At 58.8% G+C, this 21,993-nt stretch carries 19 protein-coding genes; 10 read left to right on the forward strand and 9 right to left on the reverse strand.

Annotation, left to right across the window (positions count from 1 at the left end):
* Positions 1-30: 30 nt before the first annotated feature.
* Positions 31-1,125, reverse strand: a complete 1,095-nt coding sequence (locus HDF15_RS00095; RefSeq protein ID WP_184252253.1) for a hypothetical protein — start codon at positions 1,123-1,125, stop codon at positions 31-33.
* A gap of 136 nt (positions 1,126-1,261) precedes the next feature.
* Here HDF15_RS00095 and HDF15_RS00100 point away from each other — a divergent pair, with 136 nt between their 5' ends.
* Positions 1,262-1,888, forward strand: a complete 627-nt coding sequence (locus tag HDF15_RS00100; RefSeq protein WP_184252254.1) for a UbiX family flavin prenyltransferase — start codon at positions 1,262-1,264, stop codon at positions 1,886-1,888.
* Between the two features lie 190 nt (positions 1,889-2,078).
* Here HDF15_RS00100 and HDF15_RS00105 read toward each other — a convergent pair whose 3' ends face one another.
* The 3 genes from HDF15_RS00105 to HDF15_RS00115 all read right to left on the reverse strand — a co-directional run bounded on the left by HDF15_RS00105 (position 2,079) and on the right by HDF15_RS00115 (position 5,192).
* On the reverse strand, positions 2,079-3,041 hold the full coding sequence (locus HDF15_RS00105) for an alpha/beta fold hydrolase (protein ID WP_184252255.1): 963 nt from the start codon (positions 3,039-3,041) through the stop codon (positions 2,079-2,081).
* Positions 3,042-3,381: 340 nt separating this feature from the next.
* Positions 3,382-4,029 (reverse strand): nitroreductase family protein, encoded by a 648-nt coding sequence (locus HDF15_RS00110; RefSeq protein WP_184252571.1) that lies wholly within the window; start codon positions 4,027-4,029, stop codon positions 3,382-3,384.
* Positions 4,030-4,142: 113 nt separating this feature from the next.
* Positions 4,143-5,192: a hypothetical protein gene (locus HDF15_RS00115; protein ID WP_184252256.1), complete on the reverse strand. Its 1,050-nt coding sequence runs from the start codon at positions 5,190-5,192 to the stop codon at positions 4,143-4,145.
* A 251-nt stretch (positions 5,193-5,443) separates the two neighbouring features.
* Here HDF15_RS00115 and HDF15_RS00120 point away from each other — a divergent pair, with 251 nt between their 5' ends.
* The gene (locus HDF15_RS00120) at positions 5,444-6,331 is read left to right on the forward strand and encodes a hypothetical protein (RefSeq protein ID WP_184252257.1); all 888 of its coding nucleotides are present in this window, start codon (positions 5,444-5,446) and stop codon (positions 6,329-6,331) included.
* A 246-nt stretch (positions 6,332-6,577) separates the two neighbouring features.
* Here the strand turns inward: HDF15_RS00120 and HDF15_RS00125 are convergent, their stop codons facing one another.
* Positions 6,578-6,778 carry a hypothetical protein gene (locus tag HDF15_RS00125; RefSeq protein WP_184252596.1) on the reverse strand — a complete coding sequence of 67 codons (201 nt, stop codon included), beginning with the start codon at positions 6,776-6,778 and terminating at the stop codon, positions 6,578-6,580.
* A 228-nt stretch (positions 6,779-7,006) separates the two neighbouring features.
* On the opposite strand from HDF15_RS00125, the gene uvrA reads away from it, so the two are divergent.
* The 3 genes from uvrA to HDF15_RS00140 all read left to right on the forward strand — a co-directional run bounded on the left by uvrA (position 7,007) and on the right by HDF15_RS00140 (position 13,097).
* Positions 7,007-10,126, forward strand: a complete 3,120-nt coding sequence (gene uvrA / locus HDF15_RS00130; RefSeq protein WP_184252258.1) for an excinuclease ABC subunit UvrA — start codon at positions 7,007-7,009, stop codon at positions 10,124-10,126.
* 168 nt (positions 10,127-10,294) lie between these two features.
* A complete protein-coding gene (locus HDF15_RS00135; RefSeq protein ID WP_184252259.1) occupies positions 10,295-11,179 on the forward strand; it encodes a CPBP family intramembrane glutamic endopeptidase in 885 nt (294 codons plus the stop codon).
* A gap of 958 nt (positions 11,180-12,137) precedes the next feature.
* The gene (locus tag HDF15_RS00140; RefSeq protein WP_184252260.1) at positions 12,138-13,097 is read left to right on the forward strand and encodes a rhodanese-like domain-containing protein; all 960 of its coding nucleotides are present in this window, start codon (positions 12,138-12,140) and stop codon (positions 13,095-13,097) included.
* A gap of 65 nt (positions 13,098-13,162) precedes the next feature.
* Here HDF15_RS00140 and HDF15_RS00145 read toward each other — a convergent pair whose 3' ends face one another.
* Both HDF15_RS00145 and HDF15_RS00150 read right to left on the reverse strand, forming a co-directional pair.
* Positions 13,163-13,561 carry a hypothetical protein gene (locus HDF15_RS00145; protein ID WP_184252261.1) on the reverse strand — a complete coding sequence of 133 codons (399 nt, stop codon included), beginning with the start codon at positions 13,559-13,561 and terminating at the stop codon, positions 13,163-13,165.
* A 557-nt stretch (positions 13,562-14,118) separates the two neighbouring features.
* Positions 14,119-15,495 (reverse strand): alpha-L-fucosidase, encoded by a 1,377-nt coding sequence (locus tag HDF15_RS00150; RefSeq protein WP_184252262.1) that lies wholly within the window; start codon positions 15,493-15,495, stop codon positions 14,119-14,121.
* A gap of 129 nt (positions 15,496-15,624) precedes the next feature.
* Here HDF15_RS00150 and HDF15_RS00155 point away from each other — a divergent pair, with 129 nt between their 5' ends.
* Both HDF15_RS00155 and HDF15_RS00160 read left to right on the forward strand, forming a co-directional pair.
* On the forward strand, positions 15,625-17,946 hold the full coding sequence (locus HDF15_RS00155) for a DUF4838 domain-containing protein (protein WP_184252263.1): 2,322 nt from the start codon (positions 15,625-15,627) through the stop codon (positions 17,944-17,946).
* Between the two features lie 34 nt (positions 17,947-17,980).
* The gene (locus HDF15_RS00160; RefSeq protein WP_184252264.1) at positions 17,981-18,646 is read left to right on the forward strand and encodes an HAD-IA family hydrolase; all 666 of its coding nucleotides are present in this window, start codon (positions 17,981-17,983) and stop codon (positions 18,644-18,646) included.
* Here HDF15_RS00160 and HDF15_RS00165 read toward each other — a convergent pair.
* Positions 18,633-19,073, reverse strand: coding sequence for a VOC family protein (locus HDF15_RS00165; protein WP_184252265.1), 441 nt, complete (start codon positions 19,071-19,073; stop codon positions 18,633-18,635). The genes HDF15_RS00160 and HDF15_RS00165 overlap by 14 nt on opposite strands.
* Positions 19,074-19,151: 78 nt before the next feature.
* The gene (locus HDF15_RS00170; protein ID WP_184252266.1) at positions 19,152-19,955 is read right to left on the reverse strand and encodes an AraC family transcriptional regulator; all 804 of its coding nucleotides are present in this window, start codon (positions 19,953-19,955) and stop codon (positions 19,152-19,154) included.
* 201 nt (positions 19,956-20,156) lie between these two features.
* Here HDF15_RS00170 and HDF15_RS00175 point away from each other — a divergent pair, with 201 nt between their 5' ends.
* The 3 genes from HDF15_RS00175 to HDF15_RS00185 all read left to right on the forward strand — a co-directional run bounded on the left by HDF15_RS00175 (position 20,157) and on the right by HDF15_RS00185 (position 21,785).
* On the forward strand, positions 20,157-21,020 hold the full coding sequence (locus HDF15_RS00175) for a TIGR03435 family protein (RefSeq protein WP_184252267.1): 864 nt from the start codon (positions 20,157-20,159) through the stop codon (positions 21,018-21,020).
* Positions 21,021-21,141: 121 nt separating this feature from the next.
* Entirely contained in the window at positions 21,142-21,606 is a 465-nt protein-coding gene (locus HDF15_RS00180; RefSeq protein ID WP_184252268.1) for a hypothetical protein, read from the forward strand.
* Positions 21,607-21,635: 29 nt separating this feature from the next.
* A complete protein-coding gene (locus tag HDF15_RS00185; protein ID WP_184252269.1) occupies positions 21,636-21,785 on the forward strand; it encodes a hypothetical protein in 150 nt (49 codons plus the stop codon).
* Positions 21,786-21,993: the final 208 nt, after the last annotated feature.

The raw sequence follows: 21,993 nt of genomic DNA on the forward strand, positions 1-21,993 counted from the left end.
GGACGAAAACAACTCACCACTAGAAGAAACCTACTCCTCCGTCACCCCATTGGCTGTAGCTGGCGACGCTACCGTACCCGGCGTCGCCGTAGCAGCAGGCACAACCGCGCCTCCCTTCGTCAACACCGTCCTTCCGGAAGGCACAACCGGCTTGGCAACCGCCACATTCTTCGCCTCCGCCTCGCGGAGGTCCAGCGTGGGAGCATTCTTTGGCATCGCAAAACGATCATGGCTGATATACGCCACAAAGATCGCGGCGGTGGTCGTGGGCGAAAGCACGATCAACGGCACACCATACTTCTTCAACAGGCTCTCAGACACACCCTGAATGGCATGGCTTCGGGGAATCTCCCCCTTCACCTGCGGAATCACGAACACCTGCAACCCGGTCTCCGGATGCTTGACCGAATAGTGCGCCAATCCGCGTGCCACGGACTTCGGCGAGGTGATACCGAAATCCCCAATAAAATTGCGATGAATAGCGTGAGGATAGAAGCGATTGATCGTCACCCGTACAAAGTCCGCACAGTTGATAAACGCTCCGTTATAGCGCTCGACGTTCTTGCGGTCATTGAACGCGGCAATCAGTCCCGCATCCTGCTCGGGAGTGGTCTTCACACTGAAGCCGTAGATCGTACGGTCATACGACGAGCCGACCAGTTGATACCAGTTGCCCGGAGGCGCTTTTCCATCCTCGAGATCAGGTGCAATCGCCTCAAGATGAGCCCGGCGATAGGCGTCGCGTATCAGAATCTCGCCCGCACGATCCATCGTCTCGGGAATCTGCTCCGGAGAGTCCACCGCGTACAGGTAAGAAACCAGCGGCATCGCAAGCCAGTCATATTGGTCGATGCCGTCGTAGCGACTGAGGACCACACCCAGCTCGCCCTCCCGGCAAGCCCGCAGCTTCGTCGGCGACTCCGCGCACACGTGATCCAGGTAAACGGCCGAGTGGCCGGCAGGATTGATTCTGGACAATCCGCCATAGGGTTGCTCGACCAGCACCGCCACCGAAGCGTGCACCGGTAGACCGAACAACAGAACCAGGCAAAAGAGAGCTGAGGTCACGCCACAAAAGCCCGGAATGCTACCGGATTGTCGTAGATGCCTTTCCTGGGCTCTCATCGAGGTCCTCCTGGGCGTAACAGCTCCGGACACCCCGTTTTGCCGGATTGCACTACCACTCACTTTAATTAAACGTCGCCTTTACAAAAAATGTCGCGCGCAAAAGCATTGAATATTTGCGAGATAATCGACCTAGATGCCTTTCTCAAACGCAGCCGTCCGAAATCTGACGCTGGCCATTACGGGAGCGAGTGGTTCGCTCTTCGCGCGCGAAATGCTTCGTTTGTTAGATGCAGACGAGCGCGTGGCACACGTCCACCTGGTGGTCTCGCCGAGTGCACTGCGGGTATTGGCAGAGGAATCCGGTATTAACGGCCGTAACTCCATGGTAGAAAAGCTACTTGGCCGAAGCTCCACAAAGATCGTGCAACTCGCCTATGAAGATATCGGCGCCCCCATCGCCAGCGGATCTTACCCCTGCAACGGCATGATCGTGCTCCCCTGTTCCATGGGAACGCTCGCCGGCATCGCCCATGGACTGGCGGGAAACCTGATCGAACGGGCCGCCGACGTTTGCCTCAAAGAGCGGCGGCGGCTCATCCTGTGCGTACGCGAAACGCCGCTGAACCTCATCCACATCCGCAACATGGCCGCAGCCTCCGAGGCAGGAGCCACGATCTTTCCCGTGATTCCCACCTTCTACAACCATCCCCAGACGGTCGAAGACATCGCGCACAACTATGTCCACCGCGTGCTGCAGCATATGGGCCTGCCACAACCCAACGCGTTCCAATGGAACCCGGCCGCCGATTCAGAGCCTTAGAGCGTGTAATCCAATTGCGCGCAGCGCGTTCCCCGATGCTTCAGCATCGGGGAGACGGAGGGAGCCGTAGCCTTTAGGCTACGGAATATGGCTAGGCAATAAATTGGGCTTTAGCCCCGGGCCGTTTGCCGATGCAGGCAAGAGGCCCAAGGTGAAACCCACTTCACTCTAACGACCCGCCCCTAAAAACTCAATGCATCCGCGCAAGCGTACGCACACTCCCCGAAGGTGCAGGATTCGTCTTCAGGAAGTCCGCCGTAGCCGAAGCCACCTTTGACGGGCAGGTCTTCGGAGCCAGATGTCCACACCCTTCGACAATATCCAGCTCAGACCGTGGATCGAGATCGTGAAACTGCCGTCCGACCGACAGTGGCAGTAACTGGTCGTCCGAGCCCCACACAATCAACAACGGCGGTACAAGCGTGCTCAGCCTCGCATCCACCACGTCTTTGCCCGACCGCATGGATTGCATGCTGCGGTCGACGACCCATTGGTTCGCGGCAAAGGCTCGCAAGGCATCCCGCCGAACAAACGCAGGCACCGTGCCACCGTGGGGCTCCAGAAGGTCAGCAAGCCGTTGCAGCGCTGCGCCATCGGCAGGATGAAACAGTACCGAGATATCCTGCGGCTCATACGCCAGACCGGCACTGTCGTACAGGACCACGCGATCCACCAACTCAGGATGATCCAGCGCGACCTTCAGCGTGACCCAGCCCCCCATCGACCATCCGCCGATATCCGTCTTCTGCAAGCCAAGCGCCTGGATAAAGTCCACCACGAACTTCGCCTGCGTATCCATGGAATAGTCGCTGTCTGCGGGCCTGGGAGAACGGCCATAGCCGAGAAGGTCCGGTGCATAGACGTGGAAACCGGCCTTTTTCAGCCGCTTGAGCATCGGAGCCCAGCTCTCGGAGCTATCGCCAAGGCCATGTACCAGCACCAGGGGCACTCCGCCACCGGAGATAGGCGGCTCCGCTTCGTAGTAGTGCACACGGCCTTCGGGAGTCATAACGTAGTTGCTATGAACATGCGCCAGGAACAGGCCAAGGTGGATGCTCTGCCTCTGGACCCAGAGTGGCCGCTCATAGAAAGCAAGGCCGCCCAGCAGTCCGAGCACAATGACCAACAGGAACAGGCGTAGCAGCGTTCTCATCGCAGATCCTCGTTTTACAACAACTGCTATCCACTCTACTAGCGTGGTGAGTCATTCATTCGCTGAATAACCCGGATTCCCCATAGCGCGAAGCGCGTTCCGTGACGCTTCAGCGTTACCGAGGCGGAGGGAGCCGTAGCCTTTAGGCTACGGAATAAGGGCCAGGCAAGAATCGGGCTTTAGCCCCGGGCCTTTTGTTCGCAGCCGAAAGAAGGCCCGGGCCTAAAGGCCACATCTTTGCTATGCCTCTATTTCCGTAGCCTAAAGGCTACGGCTCCCTCCGTCCTCGCTGAACAAACCATCCTTCTTCAATGAACGAAATGACTCACCACACCAAGCTTTATTTCAGAGGCTTGCCATACTCCTCACCGAACACCGTGTGTGAGATATCGAAGCGTCCGCCATCGTACTTGTCAGGCCCACGAAGCTGCCCAACGGCCAGCAGGCCGACGACCCAATAGCTCATCGGCAGCCGCAGCGTCTCGCAGACCTTGGCCTGCTCAAACCCTTCCATCGGTGCGGTGTCATAGCCCATCACCTCGGCCATCAACATCATCGAGGTAAGGGCCATCATCACATGCTTGTTCAGCCATCCGCGCATCTGTTCGTCGGTAAAGCCCGACAGATAGGACGGGACACTATTGGCGGCCTGCGCGGCATAACTCTCCGGCATCCCCGCGGCACGACCCATCCGCAGCATCTCGTCCAGATCCTTGCGCCAGCCATCGCGGTCGCCACAGGCAACGATCACTGCGGAGGCCTCCTCGATCTTGGCCTGGTTGTAGCTTGCCGCGCGCAACCGCTTGCGCTGCTCCGGCTGCTGCACCACGATAAAGCGCCACGGCTGCATGTTGTACCCGCTTGGAGCATGCAATCCCGCATCCAGAATCTGTCGCAGGTCGCTGGCGGGAATCGGCTCCCCATCGAAACTCGGGGTAGCACGCCGGTCGCGAATCGCCTGGGCCAGTGACTTTTGTGTTTTTGGCATCATCGTCCTCCAAATGCAGCTAGATCTTTCAGTTGTTCTATCTTTACGATCTTTATCGTTTGTTTTTATCTTTAAAGACGCTGTCCGTCATTTGAATCGATCCCTGTTACAGCTCAGGGAATCTTATCCATGTCCAGAGAAAGAACCACGGGGTTCTGTTGCGGGATATCTCCAAAGACAAGCACAGCGCTATAACCCTGTCGCAACTCCGGATGGGCATCGATCAGGGCCTTGGCGACAGCCTCGCCGTGCGTGTGAAGCGCCTCCGCAGTAGCGTTGGCATCCGCCGCGTAGTGCAGCACCAGGTGAAGACTCTTATCGTCAGGCGCGCTCTCGCTGCTGAGCGAGGTGAACCGGAACTCTACGTCATTAGCAGCCTTGAGGACGAGCGGTGTCGTAGTGCTCGGCCCCTCTGGCATATCGGCAAGTTCGGGGGGAGCGGCTATCCTCTGCTCCGAATGCAGCTTATCCAGCAGCGTGCTCGTGACAAAGCTCGCCGGACTCAGAAGTTCATCCGCCTGGCGGAAGTACAGCCACGCCAGCCAGGACTGCTTCGTCCTTGCATGCTCGCGTGCGGCAGTCCAGTACCAGAGACCGTCGTGCCCGGCGGCGGAACGCGCGTGCGGATAAAACCCGGCCATCTTCCATCCGCCGGCATCCTGCAACAGGAACGACAGCAGCCAGGGATGAGCGCCACCTGTGGCCTCAACCATCGCAAAAGCATAGCGTCCGGGAGGCAGCGCCGCGATGGAAAAATCCACCTCGGAGGTAGTGCCCTTCAGCGGGCAGCTAAAGTCGGCCTCGCTCGTATCGCCGGCCTTGCGCGCAGTTGCATCAAGCACATAGAGCTGAGTCACGCTCAGGTTGTTGCCCGCGAGCTTCTCGCTCGTCGTCCGCACCAGGTATTCGGTCGGGGCGAAGTTATTGGCGTACTCCGGGATCGTGATGGCCTTGAGTGCGGCGATATCGCCGGCCTTGACCGCCGTCCCCAGCGTATGGGCAGCGCCCGCGAGTGTGTCGCGTAAAGCAGGCTGTAGCGCGGCCTGGGTCGTGCAGCTCTGGGCGAAAACCGGCACACTGGCAACCGGCAGCAACGCAAGAGCGATCGCAACCGGCAAAGCACGTTTTACGGTCGACCCGGTAATGGTTCGGATACGTCTCAAAATACCTCTCTTGACACCGTTCTGGATACCGCTCTGGGAGCCCGCGTCTGAATGGCGCTCCCCGCACAGCATACGAAGGTGGACGCTCCGAGTCCAGTGGCACGGCCTTCGACCGTCAAAGCGAGCTTATCAAGCTCGCCATAAAGAGGCACAGCGTATTCTTGATCTGCAAGGCTACCTTCCTGCGAGCACACACGTCCCACCCTAAAGAGATGACTTCCTATTCCAACTCGCGCCTCCGGCAGATTGCAGTGTCTGCGTTCGCCGCCTTCAGCTTTGCCGCAGGCAGCCTCAGCGCGCAGGCACTCCCTGGGGCAACGCCTCAAGCCTCTACGCTGCCGGCAAACTCCCCTACAGCGCTGCCCACGCCGATCGCGGCAAACCCGGTCACACCCACCACACCTGCCCATCGCGCGACCGTCACCTACGCCGCCGGCATGCTCAATGTACGGGCAGACAACTCCAGCCTGAACCAGATTCTGCGCGAGATCAGCCGCCTCACCGGGATGAAGATTACCGGCGGCGTGGTCGACGAACGGGTCTTCGGCAACTACGGCCCGGCAGAGCCCTCAACGATTCTGGCAACGCTTCTGGGCGGCACGGGAAGCAACATCCTGTTACGCGAGTCCGACACCAACTCACCAACGGAGCTGGTCCTTACCCCGCGCAACGGAGGCCCAACCCCTCCGAACCCAAACGCTCCTGGTTTTGACGACGGTGCCGACGGCGGTGAGACCCAGAACGTCTCGCAACCCGTGCCACCCAGGCTTCTGCCAACGCGGCCCGGCTTCCCGCAGGCTGGCTCTCAGCCACAAGCCACGCAGCCAGCCAGCGGCCCGCAGAGCATTCCCCAACCTGCAAACAATGTGAATGGGAGTCCCTCGAACACCTCCCCGACCGCCTCGACCTTGCCTGTAACGAACTCTGTGCCAACCGACGCCGTCCCCACTCCGTCGACTACGCCGTCCACCTCCGGCATCGTAGACGCCCCCAATCCGCCGCCCCCCGACAGCACGACAGGCACGTCTTCCAACGGTGCCAAGACACCGGAACAGATCTACCAGCAGTTGCAACAACTGCAGAAGCAACAGCAGAACACAACGCCTGCACCGACTACGCCGCCGGCAACCCCGCAATAAGCATTTGAACGGTCGTCATAGCTTGAATCGCCGTCATAGCTGGGATGGTCGTCGCAGCTTGAATGATGGGTCACAGCACGAAGCGCGTTCCGTGACGCTTTAGCGTCGCGGAGACGGAGGGAGCCGTAGCCTTCAGGCTACGGAATAAGGGCTCCACGAGAATTGGCCTTTAGGCCCGGGCTCTTTGTTAAGGCAGGCAAGTAATCTGGACGAAGCTCCAACGGTCACATGACGTGGATGATCGTTCTACCCTTCAATCGCAACATGCACGGCAGGACTCGATACGCGTTCCTTCGCAGCCGCCATCGCGTGCATGCGGAAGATGCGAAACATGATCTGGCAGATGCCGTAGGTCAAAAGGACACCCAACGCCAACGACGCAGCCACGGCACACACCAACATCAGGGAACTGATCACATCCGCCTCCAGCAGAGTTGAAACTGACAATCCTAAACACGACTCCCGAAAAGATTAATCCCGAAGTCCTCAATAAAGGATGAATGGACACGGATTTCTCCGCCCCATGCCATTCTGATGCAACTTTTAGTCCCTGCACGGTGAAAATTTTAAGAACTGTTGACCATCAGGGAACATTTCCCTGTCCGCGCCTGAAACCCCTTCCGGCCCAGAACCTTGTATCCTAAAGTTTTGGCCGCTTTCGGTATTTGACATCGCATGAGCCTTACTCACATCAACGTCCGCGGCGCCCGCCAGCACAACCTGCGGGACGTCTCTGTCTCCATCCCGCGCAACACTCTGACGGTTGTCACCGGCCTGTCCGGTTCCGGCAAGAGCTCGCTCGCCTTCGACACCATCTACGCCGAGGGCCAGCGCCGCTACGTCGAAACCCTTTCGGCCTACGCCCGCCAGTTCCTCGACCAGATGGAGCGCCCCGACGTCGACTCCATCGACGGCCTCTCCCCCGCCATCTCGATCGAGCAGAAGACCACCTCCCGCTCGCCGCGCTCCACCGTCGGCACCATCACCGAGATCTACGACTATCTGCGCCTGCTCTACGCCTCCGTAGGCCAGCCCCACTGCCCCAACTGCCACCGGCCCATCTCGCGCCAGTCCGCCGAGCAGATCGTCGCCCAGATCGTCGAGCGCAACCGCACCGACTCCCCCGGCGAGCGCATCACCGTCCTGGCGCCGGTCGTGCGCGGACGCAAGGGTGAGTTCCGCGAAGAGCTCGAAGCGCTGGACAAAAAGGGCTACCGCGTCCGCATCGACGGCGAGATGACCGAAGTCGAAGAGGGCATGCGCCTCGAAAAGCGCAAGAACCACACCGTCGAAGCCATCGTCGACCGCATCATCCTGAAGCCAACCGTCGATGAAGAAGGCCAAACCACCTTCGACACCCGCCGCCTCGCCGTCGCCGTAACCACCGCGCTGCAACTGGCCAACGGGCTCGTGCTCATCGGCCTGCAGGCCCCCGGCGGCACCTACAACGAGACGCTCTACAGCTCCTCGATGGCCTGCCCCGACTGCGGCATCAACGTCCCCAAGCTCGAGCCGCGCAGCTTCTCGTTCAACTCCACCTACGGCGCCTGCCCGGAGTGCCACGGCCTCGGCTCCATCTACGACTTCGATCCCGCCAAGACCATCACCGACTGGTCGAAGCCGCTGCTCGACGGTGCCATGGGCCCCGGCTCAGCCTCGCAATACCTGCTCAAGCTCATCAAACTGGCCGCCGACAAATACAAGATCAACCTGAAGCAGCCCTTCTCCGATCTGAGCAAGGAGCACCAGGACCTGCTGCTCTACGGCCCGCCACGCAATGAGGCCGGCCGCACCGGCTTCCACGGCATCTTCGCCTGGCTGCGCGACACCCTCGAAGACACCAAATCCGAGGGCTATCGCGACTACATGATGCAGTACATGTCCGCGACCGAGTGCCCTCAGTGCCACGGCAAACGCCTTCGCCCCGAATCTCTCGCCGTCACCATCCCCTTGGCCGACGCCGCGGCCCATCCGCCCTCAACGAAGGACGAGACCGAGCCCCTCGAAAGCTCCGACGCGCGGCGCGATGCCTCCATCGCCGACTTCACCTCGCTCTCGCTTGAACGGGCTCTGCTCGGCGCACGGTCCATGCACTTCAGTGGGCGCGACCGCCTCATCGCCGACCGCTTGCAGCGCGAGATCATCGAGCGCCTCGAGTTCCTCAATGCCGTAGGCCTGGGCTATCTCTCTCTCAGCCGTTCCGCCGCAACGCTCTCCGGCGGAGAAGGCCAGCGCATCCGCCTCGCCACACAGATCGGCTCGCGGCTTCGCGGTGTGCTCTACGTGCTCGACGAACCCTCAATCGGGCTGCACCAGCGCGACAACCAGCGGCTCATCTCCGCGCTTGAAAACCTGCGCGACATCGGCAACACCGTCCTCGTCGTCGAGCACGACGAAGACACCATGCGCAAGGCCGACTACATCCTCGACCTCGGTCCCGGCGCGGGTAAGAACGGCGGCTTTCTCATGGCCTCGGGCACGCCCGCCGAGATCATGGCGAATCCCAACTCCGTTACCGGCCTGTACCTCAGCGGCAAGATCGACATCATCACCCGACCCACGCCGGACAAGGCTCCGCGCCCCGTCACCGGCAAGTGGCTCTCGGTCGAGGACGCTCGCTCCCACAATCTGCAGAACGTCACGGCTCACTTCCCTCTCGGCGTGATGACCGTCATCACCGGCGTCAGCGGCTCGGGCAAGAGCACGCTGGTCAACGACATCCTGTACCGCTCGCTGGCCAAGGAGCTCTACGGCTCGCGCGAAGAGCCCGGCGAACACAAGGCCATCCACGGCGCGGCGCAGCTCGACAAGGTCATCCAGATCGACCAGTCCCCCATCGGCCGCACGCCACGCTCCAACCCCGCCACCTACACCGGCGTCTTTACCGCCATCCGCGACCTCTTCGCCATGCTGCCGGACTCGCGCGAGCGCGGCTACAAGCCCGGTCGCTTCAGCTTCAACGTGATGGGTGGCCGTTGCGAGGCCTGCCAGGGCGAAGGCCAGCGCCGCATCGAGATGAACTTCCTGCCCGACGTCTACGTCCTGTGCGACGTCTGCAACGGACGCCGCTACAACCAGGAGACGCTCGCCGTAAAGTTCAACGGCTACTCCATTGCCGACATCCTCGACCTGCCCATCGAAGAGGCCCTGCCTGTCCTGAAAGACATTCCGGCGGTCAACCAGAAGCTACAAACGCTGGTAGACGTCGGCCTCGGCTACATCCACCTCGGCCAGTCGGCGACCACGCTCTCCGGCGGCGAGGCGCAGCGCATGAAGCTCGCGCGCGAACTCAGCAAACGCCAGACCGGACGCACCCTTTACCTGCTCGACGAGCCCACCACCGGCCTCCACTTCGACGACGTGCGCCGCCTGCTCGAAGTGCTGCATCGCCTCACCGACCTCGGCAACACCGTCATGATCATCGAGCACAACCTCGACATCATCCGCAACGCCGACTACCTCATCGACATGGGCCCGGAGGGCGGCGAGGGCGGCGGCACCATCGTCGCACAGGGACCGCCCGAACTGGTCGCCCGCGAACCGCGCTCTTACACCGGACAGTTTCTTGCGCGCTATTATGAGAGCGCAGGAACTCTTACGGCCAGCAAACATCTGCCGCCGATAGAGCTGCCCGACCTGCAGAAGAAGCCAGCCAAACCGAAGTGGATCGCGCCGGAGAAAAAGACCGGCGTACCGACAGCCTCGAAGACAAAACCGGAGTCGGACGCGCAGAAGAAACTGTCCGCAAAGAAAACCGCCACCAAGAAGACCGCAATAAAAAAAGGCTCTAAGTAACCTCTGAACAAGTGTCTGGCTTTGAAAGGGCGGTATTTTAGTACCGCCGTAAGACTCCTGAAATTCGTGCGGCTTTAGCCGCGGAGGGAATACCGCCCCCCACTTAAGAGCTTCCCAGGGCTAAACTCAACGCCGCTACACCGCACGGCCCATTACCGACTGTCTTCCATGAACAACTCTCCCATCATCGAACCTGTACGCGACGAAGCGCTCGACATCCAGCACGACACCGATCCCGCGAAGGACCACGGGCCGGCGAAGCGGATTCCGCACCTTGGACACGCCCTCCTGTTCTTCTCGCTCGCCTCGACCTGGCTGGCCTTCTGCGCCCTTGGCTTTGCCGCCGCCGCACACATCCAGACGGATGAGGCTGCGCGCCAGCACCCCGCCCTCGGACTCGCCGCCCAGGCCCTGGGCTACCTGCTTACGCTGCTCACCTCCTTCTGGCTCTTCCCCCGCCTGTGGGAGCGCTCCTTTCTGCACGGCATTCAGTGGAACGTCCTCGCCGCCCACCGGCGCTGGATGTGGATCGTTCCGGCAGCCATCGCGGTGAGCTTTGCCTCGCAGGGCATGGATCGCTTTCTGCCGCCCTCCCCAATCAGCGACCCCATCACCGAGATCATGCACACCTCCCTCGGCGCGTGGGCCGTCACGATCTTCGGGGTTCTGCTCGCACCGCTGGGAGAAGAGATCGCCTTCCGTGGCTTCCTGCTTCCCGCCTTCGCCACGGCGTACGACTGGCTCTCCCTGGAGCGCACTCCTGCGGGCCTGAGCCGCTGGGAAAACTCCTCCGGTCACACCCGCTCCGCCGTGATCTTCGCGGCCATCTTTTCCAGCATCCCGTTCGCGCTGCTGCACGCAGGACAGCTCTCGCACAACTGGGGCGCGGTCGGCGTGATCTATACCGTGAGCCTGATCTTCTCGTACGTACGCGTCCGGACACACTCCGTGGCCTGCTCGACTCTCATGCACGCCACCTACAATCTGACGATCTTCGCCATAGCTCTTTTCTCTACAGGCGGTTATCGCCACCTCGAACGATTGAATTCATAGCGGTTTTATAAAGTTTTCACGCCGCGATAGCCTACACTGGGGCGGAGGTACTTCGCATGGCAGTTTTGCGTACGTGCCCCCGTTGTGGTTCAAAAGAAGTACTCCGGTCCCGCAGAAGACCAATTGAGCACCTTCTGTTCCTGTATAGGCCCTATCGCTGTACAGATTGTCAGTATCGGTTCTTTTCCTTCGTGGGGTTGAGCGAAAAGAAATAGCGCAGCTTCATCCAGGCGCACCTTCATCTACCGGATGGCCTCTAAGCCGTCTTAAAACACCCTGCGGCCCGATTACGAGACCGCTACTAAACTCGTGGGCCATCACCTGCCGTCCGACGATCTGAGCTGCATTATCGCGGACGGCAGCTTTTGCTTAGGGTGTGTCACCCAATTGCTTTTGGAGTGAAGCCGGACTGTGTAAATAGCAAGCGGCGGCACGGTTTCGTTAAGGGCATGGCTTCAGCCATGCCGTAAATAACAGGCCAAAGGCCATACCTTTCTGCCGAAGGCCGGAGTGGAGGCGCAGCCGGAACGACTAAATTGCCTTCCTTCGTGTCGCCCAGATGGCATAAGGAACAACCTGGACACCTTCGTGGATGTTGCTACGCGTCTCGCAGCAACCAAAGAAAGCAGTTTAGTTGTTCCGGCTGCTCCTCCACTCCGGGTCCTTCGACTACGCTCCTGCGGAGCCGCTTTTGCGGCCCTTCCGGTTCGTCCTTCAACAAACCGTTTGCATTGACCCAATTCTCCAGCCCATGCTAGCGTCAGAACATGGCGTTTCCTCTGCATCCTTGTTGTCGCTGCCACCAGCCCCTCGCTGGGTGAGCTGCGACAGTCTCAGAGACTCCTGAAATTCCCTCTCCAAAGCTCATCCAGAACTCATCCTTGGTTCAATAGTTCCGTCCACAAGCCGGCATCCATGCCTGGGCTCGATGGCGACGGTTCAGCTCTGGAGATATCCCATGCAACTCGCAGCACAGGAACAATTCGCACACGACATCATCACTTCATGGACAGCGGAAAGCCAAAGCTACGCAGTGCCGAGAACGCCCGAAGAACTCGCCGGCATCGTCTCGCAGTTCGCATCGTCAGATGGCTGGCTAGACCGTGTGCGGCTGCGCGCCGGCGATCGCTGGTATGAGCGGCTATACCACGGCTCCGACCACGACATCTGGGTGATCAGCTGGATGCCCGGGCAATCCACCGGCTTCCACGACCACGGTGAGTCCGCGGGAGCCTTCGTCGTAGCGACCGGCGTTCTTGAGGAGCATCGTCCTGGTGAGCAATCCCGCGTGATATATCCGGGCCAGCCGCGCGCCTTCGGTTCCGAGTACGCGCATGATGTCCGTAATGCCTCCCTCGCGCCGGCCATCAGTATTCACGCCTATTCGCCTCCGCTTACGGATATGAACGAGTACGAGCTGGATGGGAATCAGCTGGTTCCGCGCGAAAGCGCCTCAGAACGGGCTGAGACACTGACTCAGGAGCGACACGTGCAGAACCCGAAACCCACAAAACCAGCTGGCGCCTTGAGCATTGAGCAGATGCTTGCAGCAGCACGTGCTCGATTCCGACGGCTATCTCCGGGGGAGGCCCATGAGGCGGTGGCCAGAACAGGGGCAATCCTCGTCGATATCCGGCCCGAAGGCCAGCGCGCGATCGAGGGTATTATTCCGGGGGCGTTGATCGTCGAGCGTAACGTGCTCGAGTGGCGGTTCGACCCTGCATCCAGCGCTCGGCTGCCGGTCGCAACCGATCATGATCTTCAGGTAATTGTGTTCTGCTCCGAAGGCTATACCTCAAGCCTCGCGGCCGCGTCTCTGCAGGATCTCGGGCTCTGGCGTGCGACGGATATGGTGGGCGGATTCCATGCATGGCACGCAGCAGGTCTGCCGATTGTGCCGCCAGGCAAGGCTTCCTAAAATCTGTCCCGCTGAAAAGCGGCAGGGTTCAATTCCTGTACTTTGTTGCCCTGGCATGAACACCCTTAGGGTTGAGGCGTGTCCGTGCTTCCAGCCTTCTTTGAATGGTGGAACGGCTTCGCGATCAACCGTCCGGTGCCTTTGCCGATCTTGCCGGCTCCCTTGGCAGCGCCTACGCCAGCCTCTCCAGCACCTTTACCGACATTCCCGACCGCCCCCACAGGATGCAGCGTGACCAGGTCGCCGGCTCCCTTGCCGACGCCCTCGGCCCCCTTGCCTGCGCCTTTGCCAATGTCGCCGCTGCCGCTGCCAATATCCCCTCCAGCGCTACGTTTATGTTTTTGTGGCTGGGCCGCGGGAGCAGGTTGAGATTGCGGAGTCTGAGGCTGAGGGGAGTTCTGGCCGACGGCAACAAGACTAAAAGCCAGTGGCAATAGAAATAAGAGTGTGACAGGAGTTTTCATAAGCAACCTCACTCAAATTGGATGCATAGCTGTTCAAACACGGCTATACGCTTCACCAGCCCAATGAAGGATGTGATGTACGTCCGATACGACCTTAGAGCGAATTAAGCTCTCTGCACGCATAGCTTTTATCTTGCGTTTCCCCACAGAATCGTCATCCTGAGCGGAGTGTCCCAGCCTTTGGGGACACGGAGTCGAAGGACCCCGAGGGTTGACCTCTCGCCGATACTCTTCGTCCCTTTTCGCCCCCGAGCCTGGACTCTCGTGCGGGAAAAGGTCCCGACCCTCTGGGCGACATCAAGTCCTTCGGGGTCCTTCGACTCCGCACCTCGCAAAAAACGCGAGGCGCTACGCTCAGGATGACGTCTCTGTGGGGAACAAGATATGTGATTCGTTGTTGTCCCCGATTCGTCAGACACGACCGAAAGCCCAATTCTTGCCTGCCCCTTGTTTCCGTACGGCCCCCTCCGTCCTGCGACGCTGAAGCGTCGCGGTTTGCACTTCGCGCTATAGGGATAACCCTGGTTCTTCAATGAACTAAAAACTCACCACATGAACTAAAGCGTCACGTTTACGCCGAGCCGGGGTTTCGCGAGACGCAGCTCGTGATCCAGGTTCATCCGCGGCTCACTCTCACATTCCAGAACGAGCGTCGTTATCGGATGGTCCGGAACCTCCACCGGGAGCCCTGTGATATGCACCCTCCAGGCATCCTGTGTGAACGCAAGGGAGGTAGAGCTCTTCAGCAGACGCACCGACTTCACCTTCGTCTGCAGCCCCGAAAGCGAAACATCGCTGCCCGGCCAGAAGTGAACGTGCATATAAAGCGTGTTCGCGCGTCGCGTAAACATCGCATACGAAGGCCGCCACGGCTGGCAAGGGTCGGTGTTGAAGATCGCTTCCCCGTTGCCCTTCAGCCAATCTCCAACCTCGGTCAGGATCCGCACCGCCGGTTCTGGAAACGTGCCGTCTGCCCTAGGACCGACGTTGATCAGAAAATTGCCCTGATCCCGAGCGCAGGTAATCAGATTCCGCAGGTGCGTGCGGGGCGACTTCCACTCATCATCCGCCGCATCGTAACCCCAGCTTTCATTCAGGGTCATGCAGCTCTCCCAGGCTCGTCCATTGTTGGCTGCGATAATGCTCTGCTCTGGAGTGGAGAAGTCCCCAGCCGCATGATTGCGTCCGTTCACCACGATATCCGGTTGCAGCGCAAAGACCATCTTGTTCATGCGCTCGGCTTCCCAACCCTCGGCCTCCAGAGGCATTCCACCGTCGTACCAGAGGATGTCGATCTTGCCGTAGTTCGTGAGCAGCTCCCGAATCAGACCGAAGGTGTATTCGATGAAGCGCTTTCGCGCGGCTTCATCCACAGAGCTTCGTTCCCCGTCAGGATGATGCCAATCCATCAGGGAGTAATAGATGCCTACCGGCATCCCCGCTGCGCGAGCAGCTTCTACATACTCGCGAACGAGATCTCGTTTAGGCCCCTGCTTCATGGAGTTGAAGTCAGTGAGCTTCGTATCGAAGTTACAGAAGCCTTCGTGATGCTTTGCCGTGACCACCATGTATCGGGCGCCGGCTGCTTGCGCAATCCTGACCCACTCTTTGGCGACCCCAGGCTTGGGTGAAAATCTGCGAGCCAGGCTCTCATACTCAGACCACGGAATCGCTTCTTTCTCTACCGCCCACTCCTGGCGGCCGTGAAGGCTATAGAGACCGTAGTGAATAAAGAGTCCATACCGCGCCTCCTTCCACCACTTCAACCGGCGAATCTGGTCGGCCGTCGGTGCAGGAGAAGAGGCGTGCGCAGGGGGTGCCGGGCATGCTTGAGGCGCACTCGTTGCTTTCGTCTGAGCGTCCACGCCCATCACTGCGCTCGCTAACGCAGCCCCAGTGCCAACCAGCATACTCCGACGACTGATGTGATCCATCTCGCTCGCATTCTCCTCTTTCGAAACTTCTGATTGCAGGCTAACAGATTCGGTAATGAAACATTATTACCGCTGATGAATGTCTATCTGCTAGCATCAACCCACAAAGTTATGAAATTGCACACAACAATGACCCGGTTCGACTTCCTAAGAAATTCAGGCTTGATCGCAGCAGGCTTTACCTTTCTGCCGCACACCACATGGGCGACGATCAACAAACCCCAGGGCAGCAAGCAGGTGAGCACGGGAGAGCTGGCCGAGTATCAGATTGTTGTGCCCAGCCAGGCAAGCGCTGTAGAACAGCAAGCCGCCGAGAAGCTGCAACACTATCTGGGTGAGATCGCGCAGCAGAGCCCAGCGATCAGGCAGGAAGGCGACTATCGGAGCGGCCCCGCCTTCTTTATCGGTCAAACACGCTATGCAAAGGCACAGAAGGTCGACCTCAAGCAACTCAAAGAAGATGGATTTGCGTATTACCCTGCCGGGAAAAAACTGATCGTTGCCGGCGGCTCAGGCAAGGGAGCGCTGTACGGCATCTATGGCCTGCTGGAGCTCTGGGGCTTCAGGATGTACAAGTCCACGGTGATCCAGGTTCCTAACGTAACCTCGGTAAGCCTTCCGATCCATGACGTAGTGGTCGTTCCGGTGGTGGGATACCGCACCACCTCTTACCCGGATACTCTCACCCCGGAATATACAGACTGGCACAGGCTCTCTTCACGAGACGCATGGGGATTGTTCGTTCACACCTTCAACGAACTCCTTCCCCCGGACCAGTACGGCAAGACGCATCCCGAATACTTTTCTCTGATCGACGGCCATCGACAGCCGGGCGCGCAGCTATGCCTTTCCAATCCCGAAGTTCTCCAGATCGTGATTACCAACTTACGAGCGAAGATCGCCGCGAACCCCAGCGCCACCTATTGGTCGGTCAGTCAGAACGACAACGATCAGTACTGCCGCTGCGGCCCCTGCACGACGCTCAATACCCAGTATGGCAATGTACCCAGCGGATCGATCCTGTACTTCGTCAACGATGTAGCCAAAGCCTTTCCTGACAAAACAATTTCAACCCTGGCTTACTGGTACTCCAGGACTCCGCCTCAGAACATACAGGCCGAGCCCAACGTCAACATCATGCTGTGCAATATCGAAAGCCGACGGCACGCTCCGGTCTACGAGACAGATCCTCGCTTTACCCAGGAGTTCCTGGCCTGGAATAAGATCGCCAGCAATATTCTTATCTGGGATTACGATATCCAGTTCACGAATCTGGTAAGTCCCTTTCCAAATCTCCACACCATCAAACCCAACATCAAGTTTTTTACCGAGCACCACGTAAATTCGCTCTACATGCAGACGAACGGCCAGGTTGGCGGCGAGATGGCCGTGCTGAGAGCCTATCTCATCGCCGAATTGATGTGGAACCCGGACGCGGATGACAACGCGATTATCGATGAATTCCTGAAGGGCTACTACGGCGCGGCCGGGCCTTACATTCGTCAGTACATCGACAGGATGCGCGAGTCGCTGCTTGCCACCGGCTTCAAGCTCGACATCTTCGGCAGCCCGGAAGCTGCGAAAGACGCTTATCTGTCCGTGGACATGCTGAAGGTGTATCAGTCGTTATTTGACCAGGCAGAAAAGGCCGTTCAAACAAACTCGGAGCTACTTACGCGGGTAAAGATCGCGCGACTGCCTATCGTCTATGCGGAGATCCAGATCGGCCGCAACGAAGTCGATACGCCGCGAAGCATGTTCGCGCATACCGCGGATGGCAGGCCGTTCGTAAAGCCAGCGATGAAGGTACTGGTCTATCCCTTTGTAAGCTTGTGCAAAGAAGATGGAGTGACGAAGGTACGAGAAAGAAGCACAACGCCGGATGACTACCAGGCCTCCTATGACCGGGTCTTCCGCAAGATGGACGAGATCTCTCAGAACAAATCTTTCAAGAAAACAATCACTCCTGTAACTCTTCCTGAAGGGGGAGAGGCTGCCTTGCCAAAGCTGACGGACGGCATCTTCGGGTCCTGGGAGTCCTGGAGCTCGCCCGATGTTCATTGGGTGTATTACAAGGGGAAACACATGGATTTCGTCCTGGATCTTGGAGAGGTCACGGATGTTCAATCCATCAGCATGGACTTTCTCAATGCCCAGGCCCAGCCTGAATGGAACATCATGGTGCTGCCTACCTATGTCACCTACGCCCTGTCGGCCAATGGAAAAGACTTCGACAACGAGATCAAGATCGTCAACCCGAATAATCCAAACCCCAAGGAAAATCCGGATATTGCCAAGGTTCCGCTCCAATCATTCCGAGCCGCCCTAACGGCGCCTGTCAAAGCTCGCTACATAAAAGTCCACGGCGAAAGTATGCTCCACATGCCTTCCTGGCATATCCTTGCCGGCCACGTAGCCGAAATTTACACCGATCAGATCGTAGTTACATAAGCCATCCCATAACACCTATGCGACGATAAACAGCATGAGTGAACTAGTCAGCCTAAAAGGCAAAGCCGTGCTGTTCGATATGGATGGAACGCTCGTCGATTCCACACAGGTCGTGGAACGCACATGGAAATGGTGGGCGGCGCGACACAACCTCTCTCTTGAAGAGGTGCTGTTGTTCTCCCACGGGCGTCCGGGGATAGCCACTCTTGAGCAGTTTCTCCCCGGACGAGACCATGCGGAGGAACTGGCGGAGCTTGAGCATTCCGAAGAGACACAGACGGAAGGAATCCTGGCGGTGCCAGGAGCCGCAGAGGTTGTGCAGGCGCTCCAGAAACAGAACCACCCCTGGGCGATCGTGACCTCCGCCTGGAGGACGCTGGCTGAGGCCCGTGTCGTCGGCGCAGGCCTGCCTCTGCCCAGAGTGATCGTTCCTGCGGATGAGATCCGCAACGGCAAACCCGATCCGGAAGGCTTTCTTCTCGCGGCTGAACAGTTGGGCGTAGCACCGGAAGAGTGCATCGTCTTTGAAGACACACGCCCCGGTATCGATGCGGGCCTGAGCGCCGGCATGCAGGTAGTGGGTCTCTTGACGACGTTCTCAGCCCAGGAGTTGCGCTACCAGCCTCTCATCCGTGATTTTCGCGATGTCTCGATTCGACGCGAAGGCGAGTCTCTGAAGATTGAACTCACTCAGAGGTAGTTTCCTTCGACCACGGATCGTACTCGCCCAGCGACCATATCTGTCCTTCGGGATCACGGACAATAAAAGAGCTTCCGCCATAGCCCTTGGTTTCCATCTCCTGCAGAAACTCGGCTCCCGCTGCCTTTGCCGAGGCATAGACGGGACCGCAGTCCGGCACGATCAGGTACACCGAAGAGGTAACAGCGCCCACCGAGTGCGGCTGAACAAACCAGTGCGCGGATTGCTGGTTGTGCCCGGCCGTTCCGATCATGACCATGCCGTTGCCCAGAACGAGTTCAGCATGTTCGACGATGCCGGCCGGGCTTCGGTATACCGCCTTCTCGGTAAAACCAAGCGCTGTCTTGAGCCATTGAATCGCCTGGTCGGGGTCCACGTATCGAATGGCCGGGATAGTAGTCACGCGTATGTTGCCAAGGCTTTTCATAGCTTCATCCTCCATCTACAGCGCTCCAAAGTCTTGTAAAAATCGGAAGTCCACGGAGACGCAAAACAGAAAAATCCTCTAGCCCTGCCGAACATGGTTCGCCCACTCACCAACGGACACTACATAGGTTGACGGGTCGATACCGGAGAACGCCTTGAACTCTCTGCAAAAATGCGACTGGTCGTAATAACCGCAGTCCAGCGCGAGTTTGTCCCAGCGTGGGATTTGTCCAGCGTGCAGAAGCCGAATCGCTCTCTGGAAACGTGCCGTGCTGGCCCACTGCTTGGGCGACAGACCGACCTCCGTCTTGAATACTTGATGTAGTCGCCGCTCACTAACGCCCAGCGAGCACGCCACCTGCTGTACGCTGTGCTGGCGAAGCAGCTTCAGTCCCTCAACGACCACAGGCTTTCGCGTAGCGCTCCCGTGGCTCGTAAGTGAGAGCAGCCACTGCTCAACAGCCGCCAGCTTCTCAACAGGATCGGGCAACTCGCGCAGGCGGTCTCGCAGATCCGTCCCTGAATACAAATCCTTCAGGGGAATGAACCGCTCAAAGAGAGCTCCGGCATCCTCCCGCAGGAGAGGTGCGGCACCCCCCGGATGAAACAGGATACCGACCAATTCCAGCAGGTCTCGAGAATCAATCAACTCGTATTGACTCCGTGGGCCCACCAGTAATGAGGGAGAAAGCCTGCCGATCTCCTCGCCGGTCTGCGCACAGCAGTCGGTGAGTGCATCCGATGCCAGGTTGAAGAGAATCTGCATCCTTCCCGTAGGAAGCACCCGCTCCCGGGCATGAGGCAGGTCAGGCGCCCGGCAGTACCAGAGGCGATCTACAAAATACGCAAGCGGGAGAACCGGCCGACGTTCAAGGTAGATCATGAGCATCCCTTTGGCCTACAAGTGTAGATCGTGCCGGCGAGATCAGTCACGAGCAGCCAACCTATCGATAGCGGTCCTCCGCATGCGACCAGTTACTATGGAATCTCACGAAGACAGTTTCGTTTCGCGCCGGAAGATACGGCGTGTACAAGGGTCAACCTGGATTTCCGATAACGAACGGCGTTGTTTAGGAGTGAGGATATGACGAAGTGTCCCTGGGGACCTGCCGCTGCAATCGTGGTGGCTCTTATGTTGCTGGCGCTGCCGATACGGGCGCAGTTACCGACGATGTCGGACGTGGACCGAGGTACCGACACTCCAGCAGCGGGCCCGCTACCGGAGTGGGACGTGGCTGTAATAAAACCGCATCCTGCCGAGGATCACTCGATGATGTGGCAGATGACGGCGGATGGACTGAGCTTGATAAACCTGCCGCTGGAGATGATGATCTGCAGCGCGTGGGACGTGAAGCCGTATCAGATGTCCGGGTTAAGCGGATGGATGAAAAGTAGCACGTTTGACCTGACCGCCAAGGTGAGTGGAGACGACGTAGCCGCCTACAAAAAGCTGAACACGGCGCAGCGCCAGAAGATGCTGCAGAAGCTGCTGACGGAGCGCTTTCAATTGAAGGTCCACATGGAGACGAAGACGCTGCCGATCTATGACCTCGTTGTCGACAAGAGCGGGTCAAAGCTGAAGGTGTCGACGGCCATCGAGGCGCCTTCGGACGAAGAGAGGAAGGCGAATCCTGAGAAGTACAAGAAGGGCTCCATGATGATGGGTCCCGGAACGTACGAGGGCTCGGGCGTGCAGGTGCGAGCACTGGCAGGCCAATTGGGGAACGTGCTGGGTAAGCCGGTGCACGACGCAACGGGACTTACAGGTCTGTATGACATCGAACTCCACTTTCGCCCGGAAGAGGCAGAGGCTGGCAACGACGATAACGCCGATGCGCCGTCGGTCTTCTCTGCGGTGCAGGAGCAGTTGGGGCTGAAGCTGCTTCCAAACAAGGGGCCGGTGGAGACACTGGTCGTGGATGCGGCGCAGAAACCGGCAGTAGATTAAGCACGCAAAATTACGAGATATTACGAAATCCGTGGACCATCATCCGTCATGCACCGGATCAATCACGAAAAGCTTACTTATTAGGACTACTCCCCGATAAAGCTCACATTACGATAATTTTATGCGGATATTTCTCGTGATACTCTGCTGCCTCTTTGCGACCCGCGCCGTTCAGGCGCAGGACAACTCCTCAATTCGTGCGCTCTTTGTCGAAGATCAGCGCGACCGTGGCCTCCCATACGCGGACGACGCTGTGCACATGCTGCCGAAAGCTGAAGCAGATAAGCTTCCGGACCACTCTCAGGATTTTGGCTTGCGCGATGTAGGGCGGTTGAAGCAGGTGAAAACGCTTCTGGAAAACGGCAGCCTTCAGACTGCGCATGACTTCCGCTATGCAGCCATCTTGTTCCAGCATGGGCAGCAATCTGACGACTATTTGATGGCTCACGTGCTCGCGATTCGCGCTGTCGGCTTGGGCGATCTGTCGTCGCAGAACTTGGCCACACTGACGCTGGATCGCTATCTACAATCCATTGGGCGTGGCCAGATCTTCGGCTCGCAGTACCTGACGGAGAGTTACGCGTAAAGGCTGCAGCGAAGGGTGAGGGAGATACATTGCAGCCGTATGACGATTCTCTGGTGCCGGACAGCCTGCGACATGCCTTCTGTATCGCCAGCCTCGCGGAGCAGAAAAAAGCTGTTGAAGACGCACGCAAGACGAAGAACCTCGATATTCCGATTGTGAAGGACTGCCACTTCAAGTAGCTTTCGTCACAGCAGACTCTTGAGGTCGCGAATGCAAGCTCTCCTCAGGTCGATTAGTTCCCCTGAATGCGATTCCCGTCAGTGATCATTGCCCGACGAGAAGCCAACTTCAGGGAATCTATCCGTGCAGCGTGGAAAAGATCGGCGCGCGTGTTTACTTAACCAGCAATATCGAAGTGTTATTCACCACGTTTCGTTCAGATTCGGA

This window comes from Granulicella mallensis, from assembly GCF_014203225.1.
GTDB lineage: Bacteria > Acidobacteriota > Terriglobia > Terriglobales > Acidobacteriaceae > Granulicella > Granulicella mallensis_A.